This window comes from Microbacterium sp., assembly GCF_035687345.1.
Taxonomy (GTDB): Bacteria; Actinomycetota; Actinomycetes; order Actinomycetales; family Microbacteriaceae; genus Microbacterium.
In genome coordinates this window covers 1-25,480 of the sequence record NZ_DASRXZ010000123.1, presented here as the reverse complement: position 1 = coordinate 25,480, position 25,480 = coordinate 1, and the positions used below count along the sequence as shown (strand labels likewise).

Sequence of the window (25,480 nt, the reverse complement as noted above, 5' to 3'; positions counted from 1 at the left end):
GCGTCCTCCGCCCGCGATAGGTTGGTCAGCGTGAACGCCAGCCCTGCCGACCAGCGCCGTCTCCTCGACATCGCCGATCTCGACGCCCGAATCCGACAGGCCGAGGGCACGCGCAAGAACCCGCCGCAGGCGGCGCGCGTCAACGAACTCCTCGCACGTCGCCAGGAGCTTTCGCAGGAGCTCGCCACGCGGCTCGGAGCGCGCGACGACCTGCGCGCGGAGCTCGCACGCGTCGAGTCCGACGTGGCCGTCGTCGACGCACGGCGTGCGCGCGACACCGAGCGCCTCGCCGCGACGAGCAACGTGAAGGAGGCGCAGGGCTATGAGAGCGAGCTCGCATCGCTCGCGCGACGCAAGAGCGACCTCGAAGACGCCGAGCTCGAGGTGATGGAGCGTCTCGAGCAGGCCGAAGCGGCCGTGGCCGAGCAGGAGGCGCTCATCGCCGAGACGAACAAGCAGGGCGCCGAGCTCAGCGCCGAAGGCAAGCGTGTGGTCGCCGAGGCATCCGCTGCTCTCGAATCGGCCACACGCGACCGCGCTGCGATCGCCGACACCATCCCGGCCGACCTCCTCGCCCTGTACGACCGGTTGGCGACGCGCAACGCGGGGGCCGCGCTCCTGCGGCGCGGCACGTGCGAAGGGTGCCACATGGTGCTCGCGGGCACTGACCTGCAGGCCGTGCGCCAAGCGGCCGAAGACGCCGTCGTGACGTGCCCCGAGTGCGGGTGCATCCTCGTGCGCACCGAAGAGTCCGGCCTGTGAGCGCGCAGCGCCGCCTCATCGTCGAGGCCGACGGCGGCTCGCGCGGCAACCCCGGCACGGCGGCCGGCGGCGCGGTCGTGATCGACGCCGAGACAGGCGAGGTGCTCACCGAGATCGGCGCGTACGTCGGCATCGCGACGAACAACGTCGCCGAGTACACCGGCCTCATCGCGGGACTCGAGGCGGCGTTCGAGCGCGACCCCGAGGCATCCGTGCTCGTCCGCATGGACTCGAAGCTCGTCGTCGAGCAGATGACCGGTCGCTGGAAGGTCAAGCACCCCGACATGCAGGTGCTCGCGCGCCGCGCGCAGGCACTGATCGCGGGCCGCGACGTCACCTTCGAGTGGGTGCCGCGGCTGTCGAACGCGAGGGCGGATGCCGCGGCCAACGCGTCGATGGACCTGCGTGAGTCCTTCCGCCGCGAGCTCGGCGATGGAAACGCCTGAGGCGTTCCCGCCCGCGTGGATCGTGCTCGGCCGTGCGGCCGGGGGAGTCGAGGGGCTCGAGCTCGACGCCGATGGCCGTGAGCGCGACCGCACGACCGTCGCGCGCGCGGAGTTCCCCGCGTGGGTCGCCGCCCGCGAGGCCGCGCATCGCCCGAGGTGGGTGTGGAGCGACACGCCCGCGTGGTACGGCCCACTGCTCGATGCGGGCGTGCGCGTCGCGCGATGCCATGACCTGCGGCTGTGCCATGCGATCCTGCGCGACTCGGTGTTCGTGACGGATGACGCGGGCCTCAGGCGTGCCGGCGAATGGGACGCGGCGCCGCACGTGGAGGCGGTCGACGACGCATCCGCGCTGTTCAGCTTCGACGACGGACCGACAGGGCCGCCCGACGACCTCGCGTCGACCGCCGCGGAGTTCGAGCGGCAACGGCACGCGATCGCCCACTCGAGCGAGGCCGGACGCCTTCGCCTCCTCACGGCCGCGGAGTCGGCGGGTGCGCTCATCGCGGTCGAGCTGCGGGTGGCCGGACTTCCGTGGGATGCGGCGACGCACGAGACGATCCTCGTCGAGACCCTGGGCGAGCGTCCGCCCGGCGGGGGCCTGCCGACGCGCATGGAGGCGCTCGCGCGCGAGGTGCGGCTCGCGCTGGGCGACCCGACGGCCTCGCTCGACTCCCAGCCGAAGCTCCTGCGGTCGCTGCACCGCGCGGGCATCCTCGTCGAGACCACCAGCCGGTGGGAGCTCGCGGAGCAGCGGCATCCGGCGATCCCGCCCCTGCTCGAGTACAAGAAGCTGTCGCGCCTGCTCACGGCCAACGGCTGGGCCTGGCTCGAGGAGTGGGTGCGCGACAGGCGCTTCCGCCCCGTGTACGTGCCCGGCGGAGTCGTCACCGGGCGCTGGGCGTCGTCGGGCGGCGGAGCGCTGCAACTGCCGCGGATGCTGCGCACCGCCGTGCGTGCGGACCCGGGGTGGCTCCTCGTCGTCGCCGACGTCGCCCAGCTCGAGCCGCGCGTGCTGGCGGCGATGTCGTCCGATGCCGCGCTCGCCGACGCCGCGCGGGGGAGGGACCTCTACTCGGGCATCGTCGAGTCCGGCATCGTCGAGACACGTCAGGAGGCGAAGATCGCGATCCTCGGGGCGATGTACGGTGCCACCACGGGTGACAGCGGGCGACTCGTCCCGCGCCTTCGGCGCACGTTCCCGCGTGCGATGGCGCTCGTCGACGAGGCCGCTCGCACCGGCGAGGACGGGGGAGTCGTGACGACGTGGCTCGGCCGCAGCTCACCGCCGCCGTCGGAGGGCTGGCGCGCCGCGCAGTCCCAAGCGACGCAGGCCGAGGCATCCGCCGCCGATCAGACGCGCGCGCGCCGCTGGGCGCGCGATCGCGGCCGGTTCACGCGCAACTTCGTCGTGCAGGGGACCGCCGCCGAATGGGCGCTGTCGTGGCTCGCCGATCTGCGCGGACGCCTCGACCGCATGGAGTCCCCGAGCGACGGGGCGGAGGCGCCGCGGTCCGGGCCGGTGTTCGCGCGGCATCCGCATCTCGCGTTCTTCCTGCACGACGAGGTCATCGTGCACACACCCTCGGCGCTCGCCGAGGAGGTGGCCGTCGCCGTCCAGGAATCCGCGACGAACGCCGGGCGGCTGCTGTTCGGCGACTTCCCCGTCGACTTCCCGCTCGAGGTGCGCATCTCGCGCACGGCCGACAAGAGCTGACCGCGGTCAGCGGCAGGACGCGTCGATGTCTTTGATCGTCGGCTCGCGCAGCAAGGGCGTGTGAAGGAGGTCAGGGTTCACGTCTCCCGTGCCGCTCGCGACGAACCGGAACTCGATCGTCTTCGACTCGCCGGGAGCCAGCGTGACGCGCGCGACGCTCGAGGGGAATCCGCTCTCGGTCGCGAGGCGCGTGCGGCTCAGCTCGCCGTCGATCCGGACGCCGCCGACGAAGGATCCGGCGGGTCCTGCCGCGGTGACGTTCGTCGCGATGTGTCCTCGCGGTACGCCTGCCAGACCGGCGCCCGTCATCGTGTCGGAGAACCGCTCGCCCGCGTCTTCGGGTGCCTCGTTCGTCAGGGTCACCTCGACGACGAGGTCGTGGCGCCCGTCGGAGCGGCAGTCGAGCTCGACGAGGCCCATCTCGACGCCGAGGAACAGGTCGAGCTTGCCGGCGGTGGCGTCGTTCAGGTAGATCGACACCGCGGGGTCAGCGGACTCGTGTCGGGCGGCCGGCCCCGCGAGCATCGTGCCGTCGAAGACGGCCTGCTCCTCGGGTCGCGCGCTCCACACCGAGATGCGCCCTTCCTCGATCGGCGTCATCAGCGCCTCGCCCCACGTGAGGGGTGACAGTGACGCCGACATCGCGTGCGAGAAGACGTTCCGGGTGATCGCCCGCTGGAACGCCGTCTGCTCCTCGCCGTCCATCGTCAGGTAGGGCTCGGTGAGGAGGATCTCGACAAGATTGTCGGGCCCGAGGGCGCGGCCGTCGTCGAGCGGGATGGGTCCGATCGCACCGAGCATCGCGGCCAGCGCGGGCACATCGATCGACACCACCGTGTCGGGTTCCGCGTAGCCCGCATTCGTCCACCACGCGACCGCGAGTTGGGCCGTGAGGTCGAAGTCGGACGGCATCGTGGTGTTCTGCACCCACTCGCCGACGACATCGCCGTACAGGTCGGCCACCGCCTCGGGCAGCTCGATGATCGGCTCGCCCAGCACGGGGAACACCGCCGCATCGGTCTGCTCGGCGATGGAGATGCGGCCCTCTGCCGCGCTGAGCAGGATGAACGAGCCGCTGATGCCGCCGCCCGTGCGCAGCTCGGCACCGTTCTGCACCATCACGAGGATCTGACGCGGCTCGTCGGATCCCAGCATGGGCGGGAGTGCGCGAGCGGCGCGATCGAACGCGTCGACGATCGGGGCAGCGTGGCCGACGAAGTCGGCGAGCGTCGTCACGCCTTCGGAGACCGGACCGACGAGTTTCGACGGGTCGATGCTCGTGAGTTCCGTTGCAGCGGTTGTGAACGTGTCCGCCGCCGCGGAGAGCGGTTCCCGGGCCGCGGCCATCGTCGCGAGGTCGAACTCGCCGCCCGCCGATCCGGACTCCTGCACCTGGCGGACGACGTCCGTGAGGGGCAGCACCGCCGTGCCGGTGAGCGCGTCGAGGTTCTCCGACACGATGCGCACGGCCGCGAAGTTGGCGCCGACGACGGGCATGGCCTCGGCCATTGCCCACATGGGCTCGCCGGTCAGCTCCGCAGCGCGAGCGGCGTGCTCGCTCGTCTCCTCGGCGACGGCTTCGAGCGCGTCGAGATCGCGGATCTCGGTCGCGGCCTTCGCCTGCTCGACGAGCGGAATGAGCGCTTCGAGCTCATCCTTCACGAGCCACGCACGCCAGCCGATCCAGACGAGGGACAGGATGAATGCCCCGAAGAGCACCCAGGAGACGACGAGCACCCCCCGAGTGCTCCCCAGGGCACGTCGCACTGAGGAGGACAAGAGCCACCCGCCTCAGTTGCGGGGGCGCCGCCGCAGCACGAACAGGCTGAGGCCGGCCGCCAGCACGAGACCGCCGATGATCGCCGTCGGCAGCACCAGCTGGCTCATGCCCGTCGTCGACAGCATGCCTGCGGTCGACGGGTCGCGCGGGTTGGCGTTGCACACGGGCGTCGCGGGCGGGTACGCGAGCGCGACCGCGATCTCCGGGTTCACGCGGATGAACGCGGAGATGTCGCCGCGCGTCCACGCGAAATTGCCGTCGATCTCGATCCACTCGCCGTTCTCGAACGCCCAGCCCGGCCAGCCGTTGGCCACACCGTTGTCATCGACGGATGCACCCGGCCACAGCACACGGCCGCTCAGCTGGTTGTTCACCAGCGTGCCCAGGAAGATCTCGACGGTGTTCACGCCGTCGGTGATCACGAGGTACACCTCATCGCTGGTCGACTGATTGTCGGGATCGGTGAGAGTGACGTTGTACGAGATCCACGGAACGTCGCGTTCGCACTCGCCGACCGCGAACGACCCGGCGAGCGTCGGCTCGTCGGGGTTGTCGGGCGTGTAGCTCGTGCTCGTCGGCGACGGGGCCGGTGGTTCAGGATCCACAGCGGCCGAGGCGCCCACGGGCGCCAGAAGAAGCAGCGATGCAGACAATGCGGCAGCAACGACGAATTTACGCATGTCGAGTCCCCAGTAATTCGACAGTGACCTCCCCCAGATGGAGGTGCTACGAAGCACGGTACTACAGATCGGGTCCCGACAGCAGAGAATCGATCACAATCTCATTTCAGGCTGCCTCAAGTCAATTCAGGTCCCACCCATAGAATCGGGGTGCGAATGGGTCGGCCGGACGGTCGCGTCGCGCGCGGGACTCCCGTGTCGCGCCGAGGAACGTCCGGGCTCCACAGGGCAGGGCGGTGGGTAACACCCACCCGGAGTGATCCGCGAGACAGTGCCACAGAAAGCAGACCGCCCCGGCTCGACCGGGGTAAGGGTGAAAGGGCGGTGTAAGAGACCACCGGGGTCGCGGTGACGCGACTCGCACGGCAAACCTCGCCCGGAGCAAGGCCAGGCAGGGGACGATGACGCGGCCCGCCGAGTCCCCGGGTAGGCCGCTGGAGCGGCACGGCAACGTGTCGCCGAGAGAGATGACCGTCGATGGGGCTTCGGCCCCGGAACAGAACCCGGCGTACAGGCCGGCCCATTCGCCTTCGCCCGACGGCGCGAGCCGGCGCATCCGCGTTGCCCGGATCATCCGCATCACCCGGATTCAGGACATCTGGTCGGCTCAGGACGATCTGCGCTCGAACCTCCTGCGTCGGCCAGATGTACTGATCTCGGCGAGGGGCCTGCCCGCTCGCCGAGATCGATTGCGAGCCGACGACGAGCGGCCGTCGCCGGCGAGAGCAGCAGCGCAGTGCTGATTGGTCGCGGGGTTGCCCCGCGAGCCGACGGCTACCGCTCGTCGCCGGCCAAAGCCGCGGCCCCGATGATCCCCGCGTTGTTCCGATGCACGGCGGGGACGATCCGCGTGTTGAGCTTCAGGAGGGGCAGGAACTGGTCGGCGTGCTTCGACACGCCGCCGCCCACCACGAAGAGGTCGGGGGTGAAGAGGAACTCGAGGTGCCCGTAGTACCACTGCAGGCGCTTGGCCCATGCCTCCCACGAGAGGCTGTCGCGCTCCATGGCGGAGTACGCGGCATACGCCTCGGCGTCTTTGCCGTGCTTCGCCCGGTGCAGGTGGCCCAGCTCCGTGTTCGGGACGAGGACCCCGTTGTAGATGAGCGCCGAGCCGATGCCGGTGCCGAGGGTCGTGAGCAGCGTGAGGCCGCGCTGGCCCTTCGCGGCGCCGTACCGCACCTCGGCGACCCCGGCGACATCCGCGTCGTTCGCGAAGTGGATGTCCCGGCCGAGTCCGTCCTCGAAGAACTTCTCGGCCTCGAAGCCGATCCACTTGTCCGACACGTTCGCCGCCGACAGCGTTCGCCCGTCCTTGACGATCGCCGGGAACGCGACGCCGAGCGGGGTGTCGTCCGCATCGTCGACGCCGAGCGTGTCGAGGACCTCGCGCACGGCCGCGAGGACGTCTTCGGGTTGCGCGCCTTTGGGGGTCGCGACCTTGATCCGGTCGCTCGTCAGCTCGCCGGATCCGAGATCGACGATCGCCCCCTTGATGCCTGTGCCGCCGATGTCGACTCCGACCGCCTGACGCTTGTGCCCTGCCATGGGCCCAGCCTATCCAGGTGGGTCGGGGCGGTCAGTAGGATCGACCCCAGCGGCGCGGACGCGCCCGGCGACCGACGGAGGCTGACGTGACGAGCGGCGAAGAGAAGTACTGGTACGTGTTCGCGACCGGCAAGGTCGAGAAGGGCTTCGAGTCGCCGGCCGTCGATCGCGCGGGCCCGTTCGACACTTATGAGGAGGCCGCGAACGCGCCGGAGCTCCTCAAGGAGCGGTCGAAGGCCTGGGCCGAGGAAGAGGCCCGAGACGACGACTGGGGCGCACCGGCCCACGATGACGGAAGCGGCGACGCGGACAAGTAGTCTGACCGGGGGCCCGGAGGGCCGGGAGAGGATGCGATGGACAAGCAGCGGGACTTCGTGTTGCGCACGATCGAGGAGCGCGGCGTCAAGTTCGTGCGCCTGTGGTTCACGGACGTCATCGGAACGCTCAAGTCGGTGGCGATCGCCCCGGCCGAAGTCGAAGGCGCCTTCGCCGAGGGCCTCGGCTTCGACGGCTCGGCCATCGAGGGGCTGACGCGGTCGTACGAGTCGGACCTGCTGGCGCATCCGGACCCCACGACGTTCCAGATCCTCCCGTGGCGCGGTGAGATCGACCCGACCGCGCGCATGTTCTGCGACATCACGACCCCCGACGGGCAGCCTGCCGTCGCCGACCCGCGCCACGTTCTCAAGCGCGCGCTCGCGAAGGCGGCCGACGCGGGCTTCACGTTCTACACGCACCCCGAGATCGAGTTCTACCTGCTCAAGTCGTCGTCGTTCGGCGCCGACGGTCCCGAGCCCGTCGACTCCGCGGGGTACTTCGACAACGTCCCCGGCGGCACGGCGCACGATTTCCGCCGCCGGTCGGTCCGGATGTTGGAAGACCTCGGCATCTCGGTCGAGTACAGCCACCATGAGGGCGGTCCCGGCCAGAACGAGATCGACCTGCGCTACGCCGACGCCCTCGCGACCGCCGACAACATCATGACGTTCCGCACGGTCGTCAAAGAGGTCGCGATCGAGCAGGGCGTGTACGCGACGTTCATGCCGAAGCCCCTGAGCGGCCAGCCGGGGAGCGGCATGCACACGCACATGTCGCTCTTCGAAGGAGACGTCAACGCGTTCTACGAAGAGGGCGCCCAGTACCAGCTGTCGAAGATCGGACGACAATTCATCGCAGGCCTGCTCCGTCACGCGAATGAGATCTCGGCCGTCACGAACCAGTTCGTCAACTCGTACAAGCGTCTGTGGGGCGGCGACGAGGCGCCCAGCTTCATCTGCTGGGGCCACAACAACCGCTCGGCGCTCGTGCGCGTGCCGCTCTACAAGCCGAACAAGGGCCAGTCGTCGCGCGTCGAGTACCGCGCGCTCGACTCCGCCGCGAACCCGTACCTCGCGTTCGCGCTCATGCTCGCCGCGGGTCTCAAGGGCATCGAAGAGGGCTACGAGCTCCCGCCCGAGGCGGAGGACAACGTGTGGTCGCTGACGGACGCCGAGCGCCGCGCCCTCGGCTACGCGCCGCTGCCGGCGAGCCTCGACCACGCGCTCGAGTACATGGAGGAGTCCGAGCTCGTCGCAGAGACGCTCGGCGAGCAGGTCTTCAACTACGTGCTGCTCAACAAGCGCAAGGAGTGGCAGGAGTACCGCTCGCAGGTCACGCCCTTCGAGCTGAAGAGCAACCTCGAGATGCTCTGATCCGCACGGCATGTCGCTCGATCGGTCCGGACCCCTCACCGAACTCGCCCGTCTCGGCTTCAGTGAGCTGGGCAGCGCCGACACCGAGCTGACCGAGCTCGGCGAGCTCATCGGCGCCCCCCGCGCGTCTTTGATCGAGGGTGCGGGCCGGGCGGCCGATCCGGATGCCGCGGTCGCAGCCCTGCTGCGCATCGCGCGCCGAGACCCTGAGCCGATCCGGGATCTCCGCTCCGACGGCGACGGCTGGGCCGCGCTGTGGGCGCTCGTGGGGGCGTCCACGGGTTTCGCGGACTTCTTCCTGCGGCATCCGCAGGAAGTGTCCGCTCTCGCCGGGCAGGGGCGGCGTCTCCCGACGGCCGACGAGCTGCGCACCGAGCTGCTCGACGCGGTCGGTGCGGTGGACGGCTTCGCCGAGACCGGGGGAGACGAGGCGTGGGTCGCGCTGCGCGTGCGATACCGCCGCATGCTCGCGCGGATCGCCGCGTACGACCTCCTGAGCGCGTCACCGGTCGACGAGGTGGTCGGGGTCGCGGCGGCGCTGGCGGATGCCGCGGGGGCGGCGCTGGAGGCGTCGCTCAGCGTCGCGCGTGTGCGGGTGTCGCGCGGTGTGGGGGCGGCCGGGCTCTTCCCCCGCGAGCAGGTCGCGCGCACGGCGCTCGCGATCATCGGCATGGGCAAGGCGGGCGCACGCGAGCTCAACTACGTGAGCGACGTGGACGTCATCTTCGTTGCGGGTGCCGACGGCGAGCTGCTCGACGAGATCGGCGAGAGCCGTGTCGTCGACATCGCGACGCGGCTCGCGGTGCAGACGATGCGCGGCATCTCGGGCATCGAGGTCGAGCCGCCGCTGTGGGAGGTCGACGCGAACCTGCGGCCCGAGGGCAAGCAGGGCGCGCTCGTGCGAACGCTCGACTCCCATCTCGCCTACTACGACCGCTGGGCGAAGAGCTGGGAGTTCCAGGCGCTCCTGAAGGCGCGTCCGCTCGCGGGCGACGCGGAGCTCGGCGACGCGTATGTGCGCGCCGTCCAGCCGAAGGTGTGGACGAGTGCGGCGCGCGAGAACTTCGTCGACAGCGTGCAGCGCATGCGCGAGCGCGTGACCGAGCACATCCCTGCGGCGGACGCCCCGTATCAGCTCAAGCTGGGGCCCGGCGGCATCCGCGACATCGAGTTCACGGTCCAGCTGCTGCAGCTCGTCCACGGTCTGAGCGACGACCGTATCCGGCAGCGCGGCACGCTCGAGGCGCTCGAAGCGCTCGTGACGGAGGGCTACATCGGGAGGGCCGAGGCTGCTGCGTTCTCGCGCGACTACCGCGTGCTGCGGCTGCTCGAGCACCGTGTTCAGCTGCGCAACCTCAAGCGCACCCACCTCATCCCCTCGCGACCCGACGAGCTGCGTGTGCTCGCACGCGCGACGGGGCTCGCGGAGACGGGCGACGCGGTGTGGCAGCAGTGGGAGGCGATCAAGCGCGAGGTGCGCGACATCCATGTGCGCCTGTTCTATCGCCCGCTGCTGTCGGCGGTGGCGGCGCTGCCCGCCGAGGAGCGCGTGCTGTCAACCGAGCAGGCGCACGACCGTCTCGCCGCGATCGGCTTCGCCGATCCGGCCGGCGCCCTCCGGCACATCGCCGCGCTGACCGCGGGCCTCAGCCGCAAGGCGACGATCCAGCGGCACCTCATGCCGGTCATGATCCGGTGGTTCGCCGACGGTGTGGATCCGGACTACGGTCTGCTCGCCTTCCGCCGCATCAGCGAGCGCCTCGGCGACACGCATTGGTTCCTCCGGATGCTGCGCGATTCGTCCGGCGCCGCTGAGAGCCTCACCTACGTGCTGTCGGGCTCCCGCTACGTCGGCGAGCTCATGGAGTGGATCCCCGAGTCGGCGGCGTGGCTCGCCGACGAGGAGCAGCTGCGTCCGCGCACCGGAGCCGCCCTCCAGGAGGAGGCGCGCGCGATCCAGCGTCGGCACGTGACCGTCGACGATGCGATGCGGTCGGTGCGCGCGCTGCGCCGTCGCGAGCTGCTCCGCACGGCGGTGGGCGCGCTGCTCGACGTCCTGACGATCGAGGACATCGCCGCGGCGCTCACGACCATCACCGAGGTCACGATCCAAGCCACGCTGCGCGCGGTCCGTCGTGAGATCGTGCCACCCGAGGACGAGGCGCTCGACTTCTCGATCATCGCGATGGGGCGGTTCGGCGGGGGAGAGCTGGGCTTCGGGTCGGATGCCGACGTCATGTACGTCTACCGCCCGAACGGCGTCGACCCGCAACGCGCGCACGAGCTGTCGATGCGGCTCGTCGCGGGCCTGCGGAAGCACTCCGAAGACCATCGCGTACCCCTCGAGCTGGATGCCGATCTGCGTCCCGAGGGGCGCAACGGAGCACTCGTGCGCTCCCTCGACTCGTATGCGGAGTATTACCGACGCTGGTCGCTGTCGTGGGAGGCGCAGGCGCTCCTGCGTGCTCGAGGCATCGCGGGGAGCGTCAAGCTCATCAACGCCTTCACCGAGCTCGCCGACGAGGTGCGGTACCCCGAGAACGTCGATCCGCACGGGCTCCGCGAGATCAAGCGCATCAAGGCCCGGGTCGAGGCGGAGCGTCTTCCGCAGGGCGTCGACCCGACGCGACACCTCAAGCTCGGTCCGGGTGGTCTGAGCGACGTCGAGTGGCTCGTGCAGCTCATCCAGCTCCAGCACGCCCACGCGATCCCCGAACTGCGCACAGCGTCGACGACGGAGGCGCTCAAGGCCGCCGAGCGTGCGGGGCTCATCACCGACACGGCCGCTGAGCGCCTCGCCGCCGCGTGGCGCCTCGCGAGCCGGCTGCGGTCGGCGAACACGCTCCTGTCGGGGCAGACGAGCGACGTCCTCCCCGTCGACCGGCAGAAGCTCGACGGCATCGGCCGGCTCCTCGGGTACCCGCCCCGCTCGGCGACGCGTGTCGAGGAGGACTGGCTCGGCACATCGCGCCGCGCGCGGCGCGTCTTCGAGAAGCTCTTCTACGGCTGAGCCGGATGCGACGGGGCGGATGCCGCGGCATCCGTCACCCGTCGTGAGACGCCGAAGGGGGCCCCGGAATCCGGGACCCCCTTCGTGCGAGAGCGGATCAGACGCCGAAGTACAGCTCGTACTCGAACGGATGCGGCCGCTGGGCGAGCGGCTGGATCTCGTTCTCGATCTTGTACTCGATCCAGGTCTCGATCAGGTCCTCGGTGAACACGCCACCCTCGGTGAGGAACGCGTGGTCGTCGGCGAGGGCGTCGAGCGAGTCCTGCAGCGAGTTCGGCACCTGCGGGATGCCCTTGGCCTCCTCGGGCGGGAGCTCGTAGAGGTCCTTGTCGACGGGCTCGTGCGGCTCGATGCGGTTCTTGATGCCGTCGAGACCGGCCATGAGCTGCGCCGCGAAGGCGAGGTACGGGTTGCCCGAGGCATCCGGCGCGCGGAACTCGATGCGCTTGGCCTTCGGGTTCGACCCCGTGATCGGGATGCGGATCGCCGCCGAGCGGTTGCCGGCCGAGTAGACGAGGTTGACCGGCGCCTCGAAGCCCTTCACCAGGCGGTGGTAGCTGTTGAGGGTCGGGTTCGTGAACGCGAGCACCGCGGGGGCGTGCGCGAGGATGCCGCCGATGTACCAGCGGGCGATGTCGGACAGGCCCGCGTAGCCCTTCTCGTCGTAGAACAGCGGCTGGCCATTGTTCCACAGCGACTGGTGCGTGTGCATGCCCGAGCCGTTGTCGCCGAACAGCGGCTTCGGCATGAACGTGGCGGTCTTGCCCCACTGCAGCGCGGTGTTCTTGACGATGTACTTGAACTTCAGGATGTCGTCCGCCGCGTGGACCATCGTGTCGAACTTGTAGTTGATCTCGGCCTGGCCGGCGGTGCCCACCTCGTGGTGCGCGCGCTCGACCTCGAGCCCTGCCTGGATCAGCTTGAGCACGATGTCGTCGCGGAGGTCGGCGTGCTTGTCGACCGGCGAGACGGGGAAGTAGCCGCCCTTGTAAGGCGTCTTGTACGCGAGGTTGCCGCCCTCTTCCGCGCGGCCGGAGTTCCACGCGGCCTCTTCGGAGTCGACCTCGTAGTAGCTCTTGCCCTGACGCACCTCGTAGCGGACGTCGTCGAAGACGTAGAACTCGGCCTCGGGGGCGAAGTACGCGGTGTCGGCGATGCCGGTCGAGGCGAGGTACTTCTCGGCCTTCTTGGCGACCTGGCGCGGGTCCTTGCTGTAGATCTCGCCGTTACGCGGGTTGTAGATGTCGAAGACCATGATGAGGGTCTTCTCGTCGCGGAACGGGTCGACATACGCGGTCGACACGTCGGGGATGAGCTGCATGTCCGACTCATGGATGCTCGCGAAGCCCCGGATCGACGAGCCGTCGAAGAGCTGTCCGACGGTGAAGAAGTCCTCGTCGACGGTCGAGGCCGGGATGTTGAAGTGCTGCTGCACGCCAGGAAGATCCGTGAACCGGATGTCGAGGAACTTGACGTCCTCGTCCTTGATGAACTTCAGCACCTCGGATGAATCACTGAACATGAAGACTCCAGAGGTAGGGCATTCGGGAACCGCGCCTGCCGGCGCAGATCGACCGTATCGAGAGGGCATTGCCCGGCAGTGTCCCCCATGTTTCCGAGATGTTACGGCAGGCTGGGTGCGCTCGATTTCGGCCGGATGCGCCGGTGAAACGGCCCGACGTGGCGCGCAGGTAGGCTGGAAACGTGCCTGATGCCCCCGTCGAATCCTCGTATCCCGGCGAGCGGCTCGGGCTTCCCCAAGAGGGACCGGGATCGATCGCTCGCCTCGGCCGACGCGTCGGCGCGCTGTTCATCGACTACGGCGCGGCGTACCTGATCTCGGGCTTCTTCGCGTGGGATCCGCTCGCGATCCTGGCGATCTTCGCCGCGATCCAGCTCGTCTTCCTGCCGACGCTTCAGGGCAGCCCGGGCCACCGCATCTTCGGCCTGCGGATCATGCGCGTCGACGGGACGTGGGTGGGGCTGTGGCGCCCCATCATCCGCACGGCGCTGCTCGTCATCGTCATCCCGGCCGTCATCTGGGACTCCGACCAGCGCGGTCTCCACGACAAGGCGGCTGGCACCGTGCTCGTGCGCGCGTAGCGCGCGGGCTCAGCGCGGGCGCGGAGCGCGCACCTTCGTCGGGTCGATGCCCTTCGGGATCGGCAGCGACGTGAGCGACTGCGACACCGAGTCGATGCGCTTGATGACGGCCGCCATCGTCGCGCGGTCGATCTTCTTGGGGAGAGCCTTGATCGTCGAAGCGAGCTTCGCGATCGGCACGTCCCCGTCGCCGTGCCCGACGTACAGCACCGTCACCGGCACGCCCGAGGCGACACGCTGCACCTTGGAGCGCTCGTCGTTGATGAGGCGCGTGAGCCGTCCGCGCGAGCCCTCGCCGACGATGACGACACCGCCGCGTCCGACGGCGCGGTAGACCGCCTCCTGCGTCTTGGGGTTGATGCCGACGGGCATGTCGCCGGCCTGCCACTTGCGGCCGAGCGACGTCGACAGCACATGACCGGTCGCCCCGGGCATGCCGTCGATCTGCCGGTACATCGCGATGGTCGACAGGCGGGTCATCGTCATGAGGGACGCGAGCACGCCGAGCATGAGGCCTGTGATCGTCCAGAGCACGACGCTCCACCATGCGACCGGCTGGATGAGGAACCCGACGAGCAGACCGAGCCCGATGCCCACGAGGAGGATGCCGATGAGCAGCCACGGCAGCCACGGGAACGCCTTGCGCGTGAAGGTGAACAGCGTGCGCAGCTGAGTGAGGAAACCGGGGCGCTTCTCGGGTGCGGTGGTACGGGCGGCCATGCCCTTAAGCCTACCTTTCCGCGCACACGGCCTCTGTTCCTCCCCACCGCTCGCGCGGCCCGCCGGTGTCCACAGGCGATGGCACACGGGGCCGACCTGCAGCGGATGCGGCGGACCATCGATGTGTGGAAGAGAAGGCCCTGCTCGACGACCTGCTCATGACCGCGTACCGCCCACTGCGAACGGTGTCGGGCGGCGACGAGTCGCCCTGGCCGGGCACGCTCGTGCGCGCGGCATCCGGCGACACCTGTGTGCTCGTCGGGGCCCGGCATTTCGACGCGCAGTGGCCCGGCTGGTCGGCCGATCCCGACGGCCACGTCCTCGGCGCACTCGACCTCGTGCGGCGCGCCGAGGGACACGATGTCGTCGTCCCGGTGTGCGTGGAGCGCGCCGACGCCTTCGTGCGCCGACGAGACGCGTCGGGCGCGCCGCTGTCGCCGGGCGAGACGGTGACGCTCGCCGTCAGCGTCGTCCGGGGGTTCGCCGAGCTCGCCGCCGCTCGCACGACCGTCGTGGGTGGATGGTGGGTGACGGATGCCGGTCGCCCCCTCTTCGCGTGTGGTGCCGGCGGCGACGCGGCGGCGATCGCCTGCGCCGAACTGCTTCGCACGCTCGAGACACCCGCAACCGGCGCCACGCTGGACGAGGCGGTGCGAGCGGTGCTCGCGGAGCGGCCGTCGCGACACGAGCTCGACGCGGTCGAACAGCGTCTCTTCGCGCTGGCTCATCCGGAACCGCTCGCCCTGACGGTGTTCGGCCCGCGCCGGGCGCGCGCCGCGGCCGCGACGGAGGCTGTCGCCGACGCGCTGTCGACACGACGATTCCCGGCGGTCGCCGATGGCGACGGCGGGCCGCGCGGGCTGATGGCGTCGATCGCCCGTCATATCGACGCCGACCTCGGCGATGCGGTGTCGCGTGTCGCGACGGATGCGTGGAGGCGGATGCGCTCGGCGAGGTCGGGCGGCCGACGCAAGCCGTGGCTGCTCGCGGGAGGCCTCGCGGTCGCGATCGTGACGGGAGGCTTCGTCTGGCCCGCCGGGGCGGATGAGGCGGAGACGGCGTCGAGGTCGGCGTCGCCTCTTTCGAGCGACGAGGCGACGGTCGGCGAGGCCACACGGGATGAGGTGCCTGACGCGGGCGAGGATGCCGCTCCGCGCGAAGAATCGACGGATGCGCCGCCCACAGAGGCACCCGCGCCAGGCGACCTTGTCGCGGTCGCCGACGAGCTTCTGACCGCGCGAGCGGCCTGCGCGGATGACATCGACTGCCTCGCGGCGGTGGCGGAGAGTCCGTCATCGGCGTTTCCACCCGGCGTCGTCGACATGCCGGCCGACGCTCGCGCGGTCTCCCTCGTCGACGAGTTCGGGGGAGTGGCGGTGCTGCGCGTCGAGCCGGTGGGTACGGCATCCGCCTCGCAGCTCGTGGTGCTCGTACGAGGCGGGGAGGGGTGGCTGCTGCGGGATGTCTATGACGTCGAGAACGGCTGAGCCGCGACGCGTGGGCGCCGCGGCTCAGCCGTTCACGTGGAGTGGATCAGATTCCGAGCTGGTCCTCGAACGCGGCTTCCTCGAGGCGAGCCTTCACGGCGCCCAGGAAGCGCGCCGCGTCGGCACCGTCGATCACGCGGTGGTCGTACGACAGTGCGAGGTAGACGTACGAACGGATCGAGATCGCGTCCTTGCCGTCGACCGTCACCACGCCGGGCCGCTTGACGACGACGCCGGTGCCGAGGATCGCGGTCTGCGGCAGGAAGACGACCGGCGTGTCGAACAGCGCGCCGCGCGAACCGGTGTTCGTGAGCGTGAACGTGCCGCCGGCGAGCTCGTCGGGCTTCAGCTTGTTCTCGCGCGTGCGTGCAGCGAGATCGGCGATCTCGTGCGCGATCTGCGCGATGTTCTTCGAGCCCGCGTCGCGCAGCACCGGCGTCAGCAGACCGCGCTCGGTGTCGACCGCGATCGACAGGTTCTCCGTCGGCGGGTAGACGATGTCGGTGCCGTCGACGGTCGAGTTGACCACGGGGTACGCCTGGAGCGCCTCGGCAGCCGCGAGGGCGAAGAACGGCAGGAACGACAGCTTGTCGCCCGTCTTGGCCTGGAAGTCCGCCTTGACCTTGTCGCGGTAGTTCGCGAGCTTCGTCACGTCGACCTCGACGACCGTCGTGAGCTGCGCCGTCTGCTGCATCGACGCCACCGCACGCTCGGCCAGCACCTTGCGCAGGCGCGACATCGGCTGCGTCGTGCCGCGCAGCGGCGAGACCTCGAGCGGCTCGCGTTTCGGCGCAGCCGGTGCGGCGGCCGCTGCGGGAGCGGGTGCCGCCTCCGCGGCCTTGAGCACGTCCTCCTTGCGGATGCGTCCGCCGACGCCCGTGCCCTTCACCTTCGCGAGGTCGACGCCCTGCTGCTGCGCGAGACGTCGCACGAGCGGCGTGACATACGGGATGCCGTCGTCATCGCCACCGCCCGGCGCCGGACGCGGGGCGGGCGCTGCCTGCGCAGGCGCTGCCTGAGCGGGTGCGGCCGCGGGTGCCTCGGCGGTGGGGGCCGGAGCAGCCTCGGCAGCCGGAGTTTCGGCCGGAGCCGGAGCGGCCTGCGCGGCGGGCGCGGCGGCCGGTGCGGGCTCGGCGGCGGGCGCCGGAGCCGCCTCAGCCGGAGCTGGAGCCGCCTCAGCCGGAGCCGGAGCGGCCTCAGCCGGAGCCGGAGCGGCCTCGGCCGGAGCCGGAGCGGGAGCCGCAGGTGCCGCTGCCGCACCCTCGCCGATGCGGGCGAGCGGCGCGCCCACCTCGACCGTCTCGTCCTCCTGCACGTAGATGTGCTGCACGACACCGGCGACGGGCGACGGGATCTCCGTGTCGACCTTGTCGGTCGAGATCTCCAGCAGCGGCTCGTCGACCGCGACGGAGTCGCCCACGTTCTTCAGCCACCGCGTGACGGTGCCCTCGGTGACGCTTTCGCCGAGCTCGGGGAGGACGACGTCCTTGCCCTCGCCGGCCGGCGCGTCGGCGGCAGGGGCCTCAGCGGCGGCAGGAGCAGCCTCAGCGGCAGGGGCCTCAGCGGCGGGAGCCGCGGGCGCGGGCTCCGCGGCGGGCGCGGGCGCGGCAGCCGGAGCGGCCTCTGCGGCGGGCGCCTCAGCGGCGGCAGGAGCGGCCTCCGCGGCGGGCGCCTCTTGCGCGGGAGCCGCCTCAGCGGCGGCGGGGGCCGGGGCATCCGTCGAAGCGCCCGAGCCGTCGCCGATCTTCGCGAGGACCGCGCCGACCTCGACCGTCTCGTCCTCCTGGACGAGGATCTCTTCGAGGACGCCGCTGACGGGCGAGGGGATCTCGGTGTCGACCTTGTCGGTCGAGATCTCGAGGAGACCTTCGTCGGCCTGGACAGTGTCACCGACCTTCTTGAGCCAGCGGGTGACCGTTCCCTCGGTGACGCTCTCTCCGAGCGCGGGGAGGACCACGGAAGTGCTCATGAAACTGTCTCCTTCAGAACGTGGATGTCTCGTCTAGCTTAGTGACCGCACGCGCCGTCGATCTCAGAGCGCGTGAAGCGGCTTGCCCGCCAGCGCCAGGAATGCCTCGCCCAGAGCCTCGCTCTGAGTGGGGTGGGCGTGGACGTACGGCGCGATGTCTTCGGGGTGGGCCTCCCACGCCACCGCAAGCTGGCCTTCGGTGATCAGCTCGCCGACGCGGTCGCCGATGAGGTGCACACCCACGACGGGGCCGTCCTTCACACGGACGACCTTGACGATGCCCGACGTTCCGAGGATCTCGCTGCGACCGTTTCCCGCGAGGTTGTACTCGTACGACGTGACGGCGTCGGCGCCGTGGGCCTCGACCGCCTGCGGCTCGGTGAGGCCGACCGAAGCGACCTCGGGGCTGCAGTACGTGATGCGGGGGATCGTGCTCTCCGGCACGGCGACGGGCTTGAGACCCGCGATCTCCTCCGCGACGAAGATGCCCTGCTGGAAGCCGCGGTGCGCGAGCTGGAGGCCCGGGACGATGTCGCCGACCGCCCACACGTTCGGAACCGATGTGCGCAGGCGCTCATCCGTCGTGACGAAGCCCCGCTCGATCGCGACGCCCGCCTCTTCATAGCCGAGGCCCGCCGTCGCCGGTCCGCGGCCCACCGCCACCAGGACGTAGTCGCCCTCGACGGTCGAGCCGTCCTCGAGGGTGACGACGGCTCCCGCATCCGTCTGCTCCACCGAGCTGAACTTCACCCCCGTCTTCGCGAGGATGCCCTTGCGGCGGAACGCGCGCTCGAGCGCCTTGCTCAGCGCCGGATCCTCGTTCGGGACGAGCCGGTCGAGCGCCTCGACGATCGTCACTTCGGCGCCGAACGAGTGCCAGATGCTCGCGAACTCGACGCCGATCACGCCGCCGCCGATCACGACGACCTTCGACGGGATCTCGCTCAGCTCGAGCGCCTGCTCGCTCGCGATGACGCGTCCGCCGAGCTCCAGGCCGGGGAGCGTGCGCGTGTACGAACCGGTCGCGAGCACGACGTCGGTGCCGCGGTAGAGGTCGTGCCCGACGCGCACCGCGGGTCCGGATTCGAGCCGCCCCTCGCCCTCGACGAGGGTGATGCCGCGCGCCTTCACGAGGCCCTGCAGGCCCTTGTACTTCTTCGCGACGATCCCTTCGCGATAGGCCCGGACGCCGTCGGGGTCGATTCCCTCGAGCGTGGCGCGGATGCCGATCGTCGACGCATCGCGCGCGATGTCGGCCACTTCCCCCGCGTGCAGGAGGGCCTTCGTGGGGATGCACCCGCGGTGCAGGCACGTCCCGCCGACCTTGTCCTTCTCGACGAGCGCGACGCTCTTGCCGAGCTCGGCCGCCCGCAGCGCCGCGGCGTAGCCGCCGCTGCCGCCACCCAGCACGACGAGGTCGAATGTGTGCTCGGCCATCAGGCCTCCTTCGCGGTGTTCGACACGAACCGGATGAGCGACCGCACCGTCGCTCCGGTCGGGCCTTTGTCGGTGTATCCGTAAGGGCCGCCCTTGTTCATCCCGACGTTCGCGATATCGAGGTGCACCCACGGGATGCGGGGGGCGTCGTCGTCATCGGACACGCGCCCGACGAAGTGCCGCAGGAACAGGCCCGCGAAAAGCGAGCCGCCCGCGGTGTCGCCGATCTTCGCGTTCTGCAGATCGGCGATGGGGGAGTCGAGCTCCTCGACCATGTGGTCGGGGAGCGGGAGCTGCCACGCGAGCTCGCCGGCCTCGCGCGCGGCGGCGAGATATGCGGCCACCGTGTCGTCGTCTCCCATGACGCCCGCGTGGCGTGTGCCGAGCGCGATCGAGATCGCACCGGTGAGGGTCGCGACGTCGACGAGGACGTCGGGGCGTTCGCGGCTCGCCGCCGCGAGCCCGTCGGCGAGCACGAGGCGTCCTTCGGCGTCGGTGTTGAGCACCTCGACGGTCGTGCCGTCGGTCATGCGCAGCACGTCTCCGGGACGCGTCGCGCGCCCCGACGGCATGTTGTCGGCGATGCACAGCCATGCGCTCACGCGCACGGGAAGGCCCTGGGCGGCCACCGCGCGGAGCACGCTGAGCACGGTCGCGGCACCCGCCATGTCGTACTTCATGCCGACCATGCCGGTCGCGGGCTTGAGCGAGAGGCCGCCTGTGTCGAACGTGATGCCCTTGCCGACGAGCGCGATGTGCTTGCCGGCGCCCTCGGGGAAGTAGGAGAGGTGCACGAGGCGCGGCGGACGGTCGGAGCCCTGCCCGACGCCGAGGATTCCACCGAAGCCACCCTCTTTCAGCGCGTCCTCGTCGAACACCTCGACCGTGACCGGAAGGCCGTCCACCGAATCGGTCGCGCGCTGCGCGAAGTCGGCCGGGCCGAGCCACTGCGCGGGGGTCGTCACGAGGTCCTTGACGAGGGCCACAGCATCCGCCTCGGCCATCACAGCCGCGAGCTCGTCGTCACCGACCTCGGATGCGCCGTGCACGATCACCTTCGACGCGCGCGCCTTCGGCGCCTCTGACTTGTAGCCGTCGAACCGGTAGCCGCCGAGAGCGGCGCCTTCGGCGACCGCGCGCCACTGCGCGGCGTCCGCGAACAAAGCGGAGACGGCCACCCGCTCGAAACCGGTGAGGGTGCGGATGCCGGCCCCCACCGCGTCGCGGAGGGCCGCGTCATCCGGCGATGCGCCCGTTCCCACGACCGCGAGGGGCGTCGTCGTGGCATCGGGGGCGGCGACCCGCTGGAAGGACGACGGCGCACCGGTGAAGCCGACCGCGAGGAGGGCGTCACGCAGGCCGGGCCAGTCGTTCAGCTCGAGGTCGTCCAGTGGGGGGAGGGCCAAAAGGATCGCGTCGGCGTCGGATTCTCGGACAGGGTCGGTGCGGTACTCGAGGTCGGGAAACGACATGGCTCCCATCCTAGGTACGGGGCCGTTCGCTCTCGCACGGCGCTGTTCGCTGTGAGCGCCATCGCGCTGACGCCGGGTGTGTCGGAGCGACTCGTAGCATGGAGGCATGCCGTGGTCCGCGCCTCTCTTCGAACGCAGCGCATCGGCTCCGCCGGTACCGCCGGGACTCCCGCTCGTGATCGCGCTGACGGGATTCACCGACGCGGGCGGCGCCGTGAGCGGGCTCATCTCGTATGTGCGCGAGGTGCTCGACCCCATTCCGCTCGCGGTGTTCTCGAACGACGTGCTGCTCGACTATCGCGCGCGCCGGCCGATCATCTCGTTCGAGGCCGACCACCTCACGGACTTCCAGCCGCCGCGGCTCGAGCTGTCTCTCGCGCATGACGCGCTCGGCCAGCCGTTCCTCGTGCTCGCGGGGTACGAGCCCGACTTCGCGTGGGACGCGTTCACCGACGCGGTCCTCCAGCTCGCGCACGTCTATTCGGTGTCGACCGTGACGTGGGTGCACGCGATCCCGATGCCGGTCCCGCACACACGGCCGATCGGAACCACGGTGAGCGGCACGCGCACCGACCTCACCGAGGCGCACTCGGTGTGGAAGCCCCACACGCAGGTCCCGGCGACCGTCGGCCACCTTCTCGAGTACCGGTTCGCCGAGTCGGGCGCGGCGGTCGCGGGGTTCGTGCTCCTCATTCCGCACTACCTCGGCGACACCGACTACCCGGCCGCGACCTTGGCAGCGCTCGACAGCCTCACAGTCGCGACAGGACTCGTGTTCGCGGGCGACGACCTGCGCGAGCAGAATCGCGACTACCTGTCGCGCGTCGAAGAGCAGGTCTCGGGCAACGACGAGCTCTCCCGCATGCTGCAGGGTCTCGAGGAGCGCTACGACGCCTACATGGCGGGTTCCACCCTCGCGACCCCCATGATCCACACGGGTGACCTCCCGAGCGCCGACGAGCTCGCAGCCGAGCTCGAGCGCTTCCTCGCTTCGCGACCGAGCGCCGAAGACGACAAGGCCTGACGAACGTCAGAACCCCAACGGAACGGATGCTCCGGAGCCGCGCGGAGGGGAATGCCGAAGGCCCCCCGTGCGTTCTCTTAATCGCGTCCATCGTGCGTCAGCACCGCACGCCAAGTGTGAGAGAATGGATGATCTGACCCGTTGTCAACCCTCTCCGCGAGTGCCTTCGCAGGCGCAGGGACTTGACAAGGGTCTTACTAGTGTCCGAAATCGACCGGGGGGCGACAGACACCCGCCGCCACTGAAAGGCGAACCGTGACCGCAGCCACCAACACGACCGCACGCTCGCGCGCGAAGAGCGCCGAGACGGCCGCCGACGAAGAGAAGAAGGGCACGACGACGAAGCCGGGCTCGAAGATCGCCGGCGCGAAGAAGACCACCGCGACCAAGACCGCTGGCGCCAAGGCGTCCGCGAAGTCCGCGTCCACCAAGACCGCGGCGGGCAAGACCGCGGCCAAGAAGTCCACCGCCAAGGCGTCTCCCAAGAAGGCGGCGCCCAAGGGCAAGGCCTCCTCTGAAGAAGAGGTCGACGAGCTCGAAGACGTCGAGCTCGACGACGTGGAGCTGGACGTCGACGCCGTCGTCGACGACGCCGACGTCGTGGACGAGGCCGACACCGAAGACGTCGACGCAGACGACGAGGCGGATGCCGCCGAAGAGGCTCCTGCCCCGAAGAAGAAGGGGCGCCGCGCCAAGGCCGCCGAGGGCGAGGCCGAGGCATCCGAATCCTCCGACGACGAGGAGGAAGAAGAGGAGAAGCCGGCGCCGTTCCAGGAGCCGCTCCCGACCGGCGCGATCGTCATCTCCTCGACCGACGAGGACGACATCCCCGTCTACTCGACGCAGATCACCGGCGCGACCGCCGACCCTGTCAAGGACTACCTGAAGCAGATCGGCAAGGTCCCGCTGCTGAACGCGGCCGAAGAGGTCGAGCTCGCGATGCGCATCGAGGCGGGCCTGTTCGCCGAAGAGAAGCTGTCGAAGATGACGCCTGAGGAGAAGTCCAGCCAGCTGGGCCTCGACCTGCAGTGGGTTGCTCGCGACGGCCAGCGTGCCAAGTCCCACCTGCTGGGCGCGAACCTGCGTCTGGTCGTCTCGCTCGCGAAGCGCTACACGGGTCGTGGCATGCAGTTCCTGGACCTCATCCAGGAGGGCAACCTGGGCCTCATCCGTGCTGTCGAGAAGTTCGACTACACCAAGGGCTTCAAGTTCTCGACGTACGCGACGTGGTGGATCCGCCAGGCGATCACCCGTGCCATGGCCGACCAGGCCCGCACGATCCGCATTCCCGTCCACATGGTCGAGGTCATCAACAAGCTCGCGCGCGTGCAGCGTCAGATGCTGCAGGACCTCGGACGTGAGCCCACGCCCGAGGAGCTCAGCCGCGAGCTCGACATGACCCCCGAGAAGGTCATCGAGGTGCAGAAGTACGGCCGTGAGCCGATCTCGCTGCACACGCCTCTCGGTGAGGACGGCGACAGCGAGTTCGGTGACCTGATCGAAGACACCGAGGCGGTCGTCCCGGCCGACGCGGTGGGCTTCACGATGCTGCAGCGCCAGCTCGAGTCGCTCCTCGACTCGCTCAGCGAGCGTGAGGCGGGAGTGATCCGCATGCGCTTCGGCCTCGGCGACGGTCAGCCCAAGACGCTCGACCAGATCGGCGACACGTTCGGCGTGACGCGTGAGCGCATCCGCCAGATCGAGTCGAAGACGATGGCGAAGCTGCGTCACCCGTCGCGTTCGCAGTCGCTGCGGGACTACCTCGAGTGAGCGGCGAGGCGAACGCCGGCAAGGCGCTCACCGTCGCCGTCGACGGGTCGTCATACGCGCGCATCCCCATCCGGACGCGCGTGGTGATGCCCGGAGACGACCTCGACGCGTTCGTGCGCGAGTATGCCGAGTCCGAGGTGCGTCCGGGCGACATTCTGTTCGTGACCGAGAAGATCGTCGCGATCACCCAGGGCCGTTCGTACCTCGTCGAGGAGATCAAGCCGCGCAAGCTCGCGTACTTCCTGTCGAAGTACGTGACGCGCACGCCGTACGGCATCGGCTTGGGCATGCCCGAGACGATGGAGATGGCGCTGCGCGAGTGCGGCACCCCGCGCATCCTGGTCGCCGCGGCGGTCGCCGCCGTCACGAAGGCGTTCGGCCGCAAAGGCGACTTCTACCGCATCGCGGGTGACAAGGCCCGCGCGATCGACGGTCCGACGAGCGGCACGATCCCGCCGTACAACAAGGCCGTCGTACTCGGTCCGGAGCGTCCGCGCGAGGTCGCGGCGCACGTCAAGCAGTTACTCGGCGGTGTGCCGGAGGTCGCGGTGGTCGACATCAACGACCTCGGCGGCAACATCCTCGGCTCGACGCTCGACAAGGCGGGGGAGAAGCGCCTGCTCGCGATCCTCAAGGACAACCCGCTCGGCCAGGGGCACGAGTCGACGCCGCTCGGCATCGTGCGCGCCGCGTGAACTGACAGAGCTGAGCGAGAAGGCCCGGTCCCGTTACAGCGGGCTGGGCCTTCTCACGTCTGTGGCGGGAGCAGTGACGCTTCGCTCGCTGCCCGTGTCAGAACCCGATGGCCTCGCGGTAGCGCGGCTTGTGACCGGTGCGGATGCCGGTGACGCTCGGCTTGTTCTCGTACACGCCCGCGCCCCAGTTGCCCTCCACGAGCACCGGCCCGTCGGGCGTCACGACGATGTCCCACCCGACGTACTGCACCTGCGGCACGACGCGTGCGACCCGGTCGACGAACGCCTTCACCTCGTCGACCATCGGCAGTCGGAAGTCCGCGATGCGGAAGCCCGTGTCGGGGTGGTTCTCGTGCACGTGCCCGTGCGAGTCGTAGCCGGCGCCGACGGCATGGCCGTCGTCGTCGAGCATCGTGTAGAAGCCGCCGAACGTCATCTGGTCGCTCACCGCGCCGCGGCCGAACTTCTGCGCCATCGCGAGGATGTGCGTCTTCTCACCGTCGAAGAATGCCGTCACGCGCGTCGTGTTGACGGTGCCGGGGCACACCGCGGCGAGATCCGGATGCTGCCGGATCACCTCTTCGATGAGCAGCTCGCCGCGCTCGAGAAGCCCGCGATGGAACGCGTCCCAATCGTCGATGTCGGCGGCGTGATAGCGGTGCACGCCGGTGCCCGCCTGGCCGACGGGCTCTTTCGTCACGATCGTGCCGTGCCGCTCGGTGAACTCCCGGACGGCATCCGCGTTGCCCTCCTCGACGACCATCCACTCGCGCTTGAGGTGGTCGCTGAAGACGCGGTCGAACTCGACCTTGTCCTGGAAGATGTGGCGGTAGTCGGGGTGGTCGTACTTCTGCGACAGCTCGTTCGAGACGGGGTGCGTCATGTACGTGGCGCGCTCGGCTTTGCTGAGGATCGCGAAGTCGTAGTCCACGTAGTCCTGGAACCCGACCTGTCGGAATCCGGCCGACCACAGCATGTCGACGATCACCGCCGGGGTCCACTTGCCGTGCGTGCGCGACACGTCCCTGGCGCGCTCGAGCACGGATCCGACGTCGATGCGGCGGGCGCGTCCGGCGAGGTAGCGAAGGCGAGGCGCGAGGCTGAGGCCCTTGCGAGGCATGCGGTCTCCAGGGTCGGGAGTGGGGGACCCGGATAGTCTAGAGGCGTGACCG

20 protein-coding genes and 1 other RNA gene are annotated in these 25,480 nt (G+C 70.0%); 12 read left to right on the top strand and 9 right to left on the bottom strand.

Annotated elements, in window-relative coordinates:
* Positions 1-30 precede the first annotated feature (30 nt).
* From VFF97_RS13930 to VFF97_RS13920, 3 genes are read left to right on the top strand one after another with little or no spacing between them, the layout of a single operon-like run.
* Positions 31-762: a zinc ribbon domain-containing protein gene (locus VFF97_RS13930; protein ID WP_325034097.1), complete on the top strand. Its 732-nt coding sequence runs from the start codon at positions 31-33 to the stop codon at positions 760-762.
* Entirely contained in the window at positions 759-1,208 is a 450-nt protein-coding gene (locus VFF97_RS13925) for a reverse transcriptase-like protein (RefSeq protein WP_325034096.1), read from the top strand. The genes VFF97_RS13930 and VFF97_RS13925 overlap by 4 nt, the downstream gene beginning before the upstream one ends.
* Entirely contained in the window at positions 1,195-2,925 is a 1,731-nt protein-coding gene (locus tag VFF97_RS13920; protein WP_325034095.1) for a bifunctional 3'-5' exonuclease/DNA polymerase, read from the top strand. The genes VFF97_RS13925 and VFF97_RS13920 overlap by 14 nt, the downstream gene beginning before the upstream one ends.
* 6 nt (positions 2,926-2,931) lie before the next feature.
* On the opposite strand, the gene VFF97_RS13915 is transcribed toward VFF97_RS13920, so the two are convergent.
* Positions 2,932-4,662, bottom strand: coding sequence for a DUF4012 domain-containing protein (locus VFF97_RS13915; RefSeq protein ID WP_325034094.1), 1,731 nt, complete (start codon positions 4,660-4,662; stop codon positions 2,932-2,934).
* Positions 4,663-4,716: 54 nt separating this feature from the next.
* Positions 4,717-5,385 (bottom strand): cell wall protein, encoded by a 669-nt coding sequence (locus VFF97_RS13910; RefSeq protein ID WP_325034093.1) that lies wholly within the window; start codon positions 5,383-5,385, stop codon positions 4,717-4,719.
* 157 nt (positions 5,386-5,542) lie between these two features.
* Here VFF97_RS13910 and rnpB point away from each other — a divergent pair.
* An RNA gene (gene rnpB, locus VFF97_RS13905) (RNase P RNA component class A) lies at positions 5,543-5,912 on the top strand.
* A 247-nt stretch (positions 5,913-6,159) separates the two neighbouring features.
* On the opposite strand, the gene ppgK is transcribed toward rnpB, so the two are convergent.
* Positions 6,160-6,930: a polyphosphate--glucose phosphotransferase gene (gene ppgK / locus VFF97_RS13900; RefSeq protein ID WP_325034092.1), complete on the bottom strand. Its 771-nt coding sequence runs from the start codon at positions 6,928-6,930 to the stop codon at positions 6,160-6,162.
* Positions 6,931-7,016: 86 nt separating this feature from the next.
* Here ppgK and VFF97_RS13895 point away from each other — a divergent pair, with 86 nt between their 5' ends.
* Genes VFF97_RS13895 through VFF97_RS13885 form a run of 3 tightly spaced genes read left to right on the top strand, consistent with a single transcriptional unit; the run spans position 7,017 to position 11,631 of the window.
* Positions 7,017-7,247: an SPOR domain-containing protein gene (locus VFF97_RS13895; protein ID WP_325034091.1), complete on the top strand. Its 231-nt coding sequence runs from the start codon at positions 7,017-7,019 to the stop codon at positions 7,245-7,247.
* 36 nt (positions 7,248-7,283) lie between these two features.
* Positions 7,284-8,621, top strand: coding sequence for a type I glutamate--ammonia ligase (gene glnA, locus VFF97_RS13890; protein WP_325034090.1), 1,338 nt, complete (start codon positions 7,284-7,286; stop codon positions 8,619-8,621).
* Between the two features lie 10 nt (positions 8,622-8,631).
* Positions 8,632-11,631, top strand: coding sequence for a bifunctional [glutamine synthetase] adenylyltransferase/[glutamine synthetase]-adenylyl-L-tyrosine phosphorylase (locus VFF97_RS13885; RefSeq protein WP_325034089.1), 3,000 nt, complete (start codon positions 8,632-8,634; stop codon positions 11,629-11,631).
* A 97-nt stretch (positions 11,632-11,728) separates the two neighbouring features.
* Here VFF97_RS13885 and glnA (VFF97_RS13880) read toward each other — a convergent pair whose 3' ends face one another.
* Positions 11,729-13,153, bottom strand: a complete 1,425-nt coding sequence (glnA, locus tag VFF97_RS13880) for a type I glutamate--ammonia ligase (RefSeq protein ID WP_325034088.1) — start codon at positions 13,151-13,153, stop codon at positions 11,729-11,731.
* A gap of 182 nt (positions 13,154-13,335) precedes the next feature.
* Here glnA (VFF97_RS13880) and VFF97_RS13875 point away from each other — a divergent pair, with 182 nt between their 5' ends.
* A complete protein-coding gene (locus tag VFF97_RS13875) occupies positions 13,336-13,734 on the top strand; it encodes an RDD family protein (protein ID WP_325034087.1) in 399 nt (132 codons plus the stop codon).
* Positions 13,735-13,743: 9 nt separating this feature from the next.
* Here the strand turns inward: VFF97_RS13875 and VFF97_RS13870 are convergent, their stop codons facing one another.
* Positions 13,744-14,454, bottom strand: coding sequence for a DUF4191 family protein (locus tag VFF97_RS13870; RefSeq protein WP_325034086.1), 711 nt, complete (start codon positions 14,452-14,454; stop codon positions 13,744-13,746).
* Between the two features lie 125 nt (positions 14,455-14,579).
* Here VFF97_RS13870 and VFF97_RS13865 point away from each other — a divergent pair, with 125 nt between their 5' ends.
* Positions 14,580-15,941, top strand: a complete 1,362-nt coding sequence (locus tag VFF97_RS13865) for a hypothetical protein (protein ID WP_325034085.1) — start codon at positions 14,580-14,582, stop codon at positions 15,939-15,941.
* A gap of 46 nt (positions 15,942-15,987) precedes the next feature.
* On the opposite strand, the gene sucB is transcribed toward VFF97_RS13865, so the two are convergent.
* The 3 genes from sucB to VFF97_RS13850 form a co-directional block, all read right to left on the bottom strand.
* Positions 15,988-17,910, bottom strand: a complete 1,923-nt coding sequence (gene sucB, locus VFF97_RS13860) for a 2-oxoglutarate dehydrogenase, E2 component, dihydrolipoamide succinyltransferase (RefSeq protein ID WP_325034084.1) — start codon at positions 17,908-17,910, stop codon at positions 15,988-15,990.
* A 63-nt stretch (positions 17,911-17,973) separates the two neighbouring features.
* On the bottom strand, positions 17,974-19,347 hold the full coding sequence (lpdA, locus tag VFF97_RS13855) for a dihydrolipoyl dehydrogenase (protein ID WP_325034083.1): 1,374 nt from the start codon (positions 19,345-19,347) through the stop codon (positions 17,974-17,976).
* Positions 19,347-20,819, bottom strand: a complete 1,473-nt coding sequence (locus tag VFF97_RS13850; protein ID WP_325034082.1) for a leucyl aminopeptidase — start codon at positions 20,817-20,819, stop codon at positions 19,347-19,349. The genes lpdA and VFF97_RS13850 overlap by 1 nt, the downstream gene beginning before the upstream one ends.
* Before the next feature lie 106 nt (positions 20,820-20,925).
* Here VFF97_RS13850 and VFF97_RS13845 point away from each other — a divergent pair, with 106 nt between their 5' ends.
* From VFF97_RS13845 to VFF97_RS13835, 3 genes are all read left to right on the top strand, one after another.
* A complete protein-coding gene (locus VFF97_RS13845; protein ID WP_325034081.1) occupies positions 20,926-21,843 on the top strand; it encodes a PAC2 family protein in 918 nt (305 codons plus the stop codon).
* Positions 21,844-22,098: 255 nt separating this feature from the next.
* Positions 22,099-23,613, top strand: a complete 1,515-nt coding sequence (locus VFF97_RS13840) for an RNA polymerase sigma factor (protein WP_325034080.1) — start codon at positions 22,099-22,101, stop codon at positions 23,611-23,613.
* Positions 23,610-24,308, top strand: coding sequence for a coenzyme F420-0:L-glutamate ligase (locus VFF97_RS13835; RefSeq protein WP_325034079.1), 699 nt, complete (start codon positions 23,610-23,612; stop codon positions 24,306-24,308). The genes VFF97_RS13840 and VFF97_RS13835 overlap by 4 nt, the downstream gene beginning before the upstream one ends.
* 97 nt (positions 24,309-24,405) lie before the next feature.
* Here the strand turns inward: VFF97_RS13835 and VFF97_RS13830 are convergent, their stop codons facing one another.
* Complete coding sequence (locus VFF97_RS13830; RefSeq protein WP_325034078.1) at positions 24,406-25,428, bottom strand: sugar-transfer associated ATP-grasp domain-containing protein; 1,023 nt, start codon at positions 25,426-25,428, stop codon at positions 24,406-24,408.
* Between the last annotated feature and the right edge of the window lie 52 nt (positions 25,429-25,480).

Coding starts and splice junctions, on each gene's coding strand:
- ppgK (WP_325034092.1), bottom strand. CDS start 6,930: ATGGCAGGGCACAAGCGTCAGGCGGTCGGAGTCGACATCGGCGGCACA.
- VFF97_RS13870 (WP_325034086.1), bottom strand. CDS start 14,454: ATGGCCGCCCGTACCACCGCACCCGAGAAGCGCCCCGGTTTCCTCACT.
- lpdA (WP_325034083.1), bottom strand. CDS start 19,347: ATGGCCGAGCACACATTCGACCTCGTCGTGCTGGGTGGCGGCAGCGGC.
- glnA (WP_325034088.1), bottom strand. CDS start 13,153: ATGTTCAGTGATTCATCCGAGGTGCTGAAGTTCATCAAGGACGAGGAC.
- VFF97_RS13920 (WP_325034095.1), top strand. CDS start 1,195: ATGGAAACGCCTGAGGCGTTCCCGCCCGCGTGGATCGTGCTCGGCCGT.
- VFF97_RS13885 (WP_325034089.1), top strand. CDS start 8,632: ATGTCGCTCGATCGGTCCGGACCCCTCACCGAACTCGCCCGTCTCGGC.
- VFF97_RS13850 (WP_325034082.1), bottom strand. CDS start 20,819: ATGTCGTTTCCCGACCTCGAGTACCGCACCGACCCTGTCCGAGAATCC.
- VFF97_RS13845 (WP_325034081.1), top strand. CDS start 20,926: ATGCCGTGGTCCGCGCCTCTCTTCGAACGCAGCGCATCGGCTCCGCCG.
- VFF97_RS13830 (WP_325034078.1), bottom strand. CDS start 25,428: ATGCCTCGCAAGGGCCTCAGCCTCGCGCCTCGCCTTCGCTACCTCGCC.
- glnA (WP_325034090.1), top strand. CDS start 7,284: ATGGACAAGCAGCGGGACTTCGTGTTGCGCACGATCGAGGAGCGCGGC.
- sucB (WP_325034084.1), bottom strand. CDS start 17,910: ATGAGCACTTCCGTGGTCCTCCCCGCGCTCGGAGAGAGCGTCACCGAG.
- VFF97_RS13910 (WP_325034093.1), bottom strand. CDS start 5,385: ATGCGTAAATTCGTCGTTGCTGCCGCATTGTCTGCATCGCTGCTTCTT.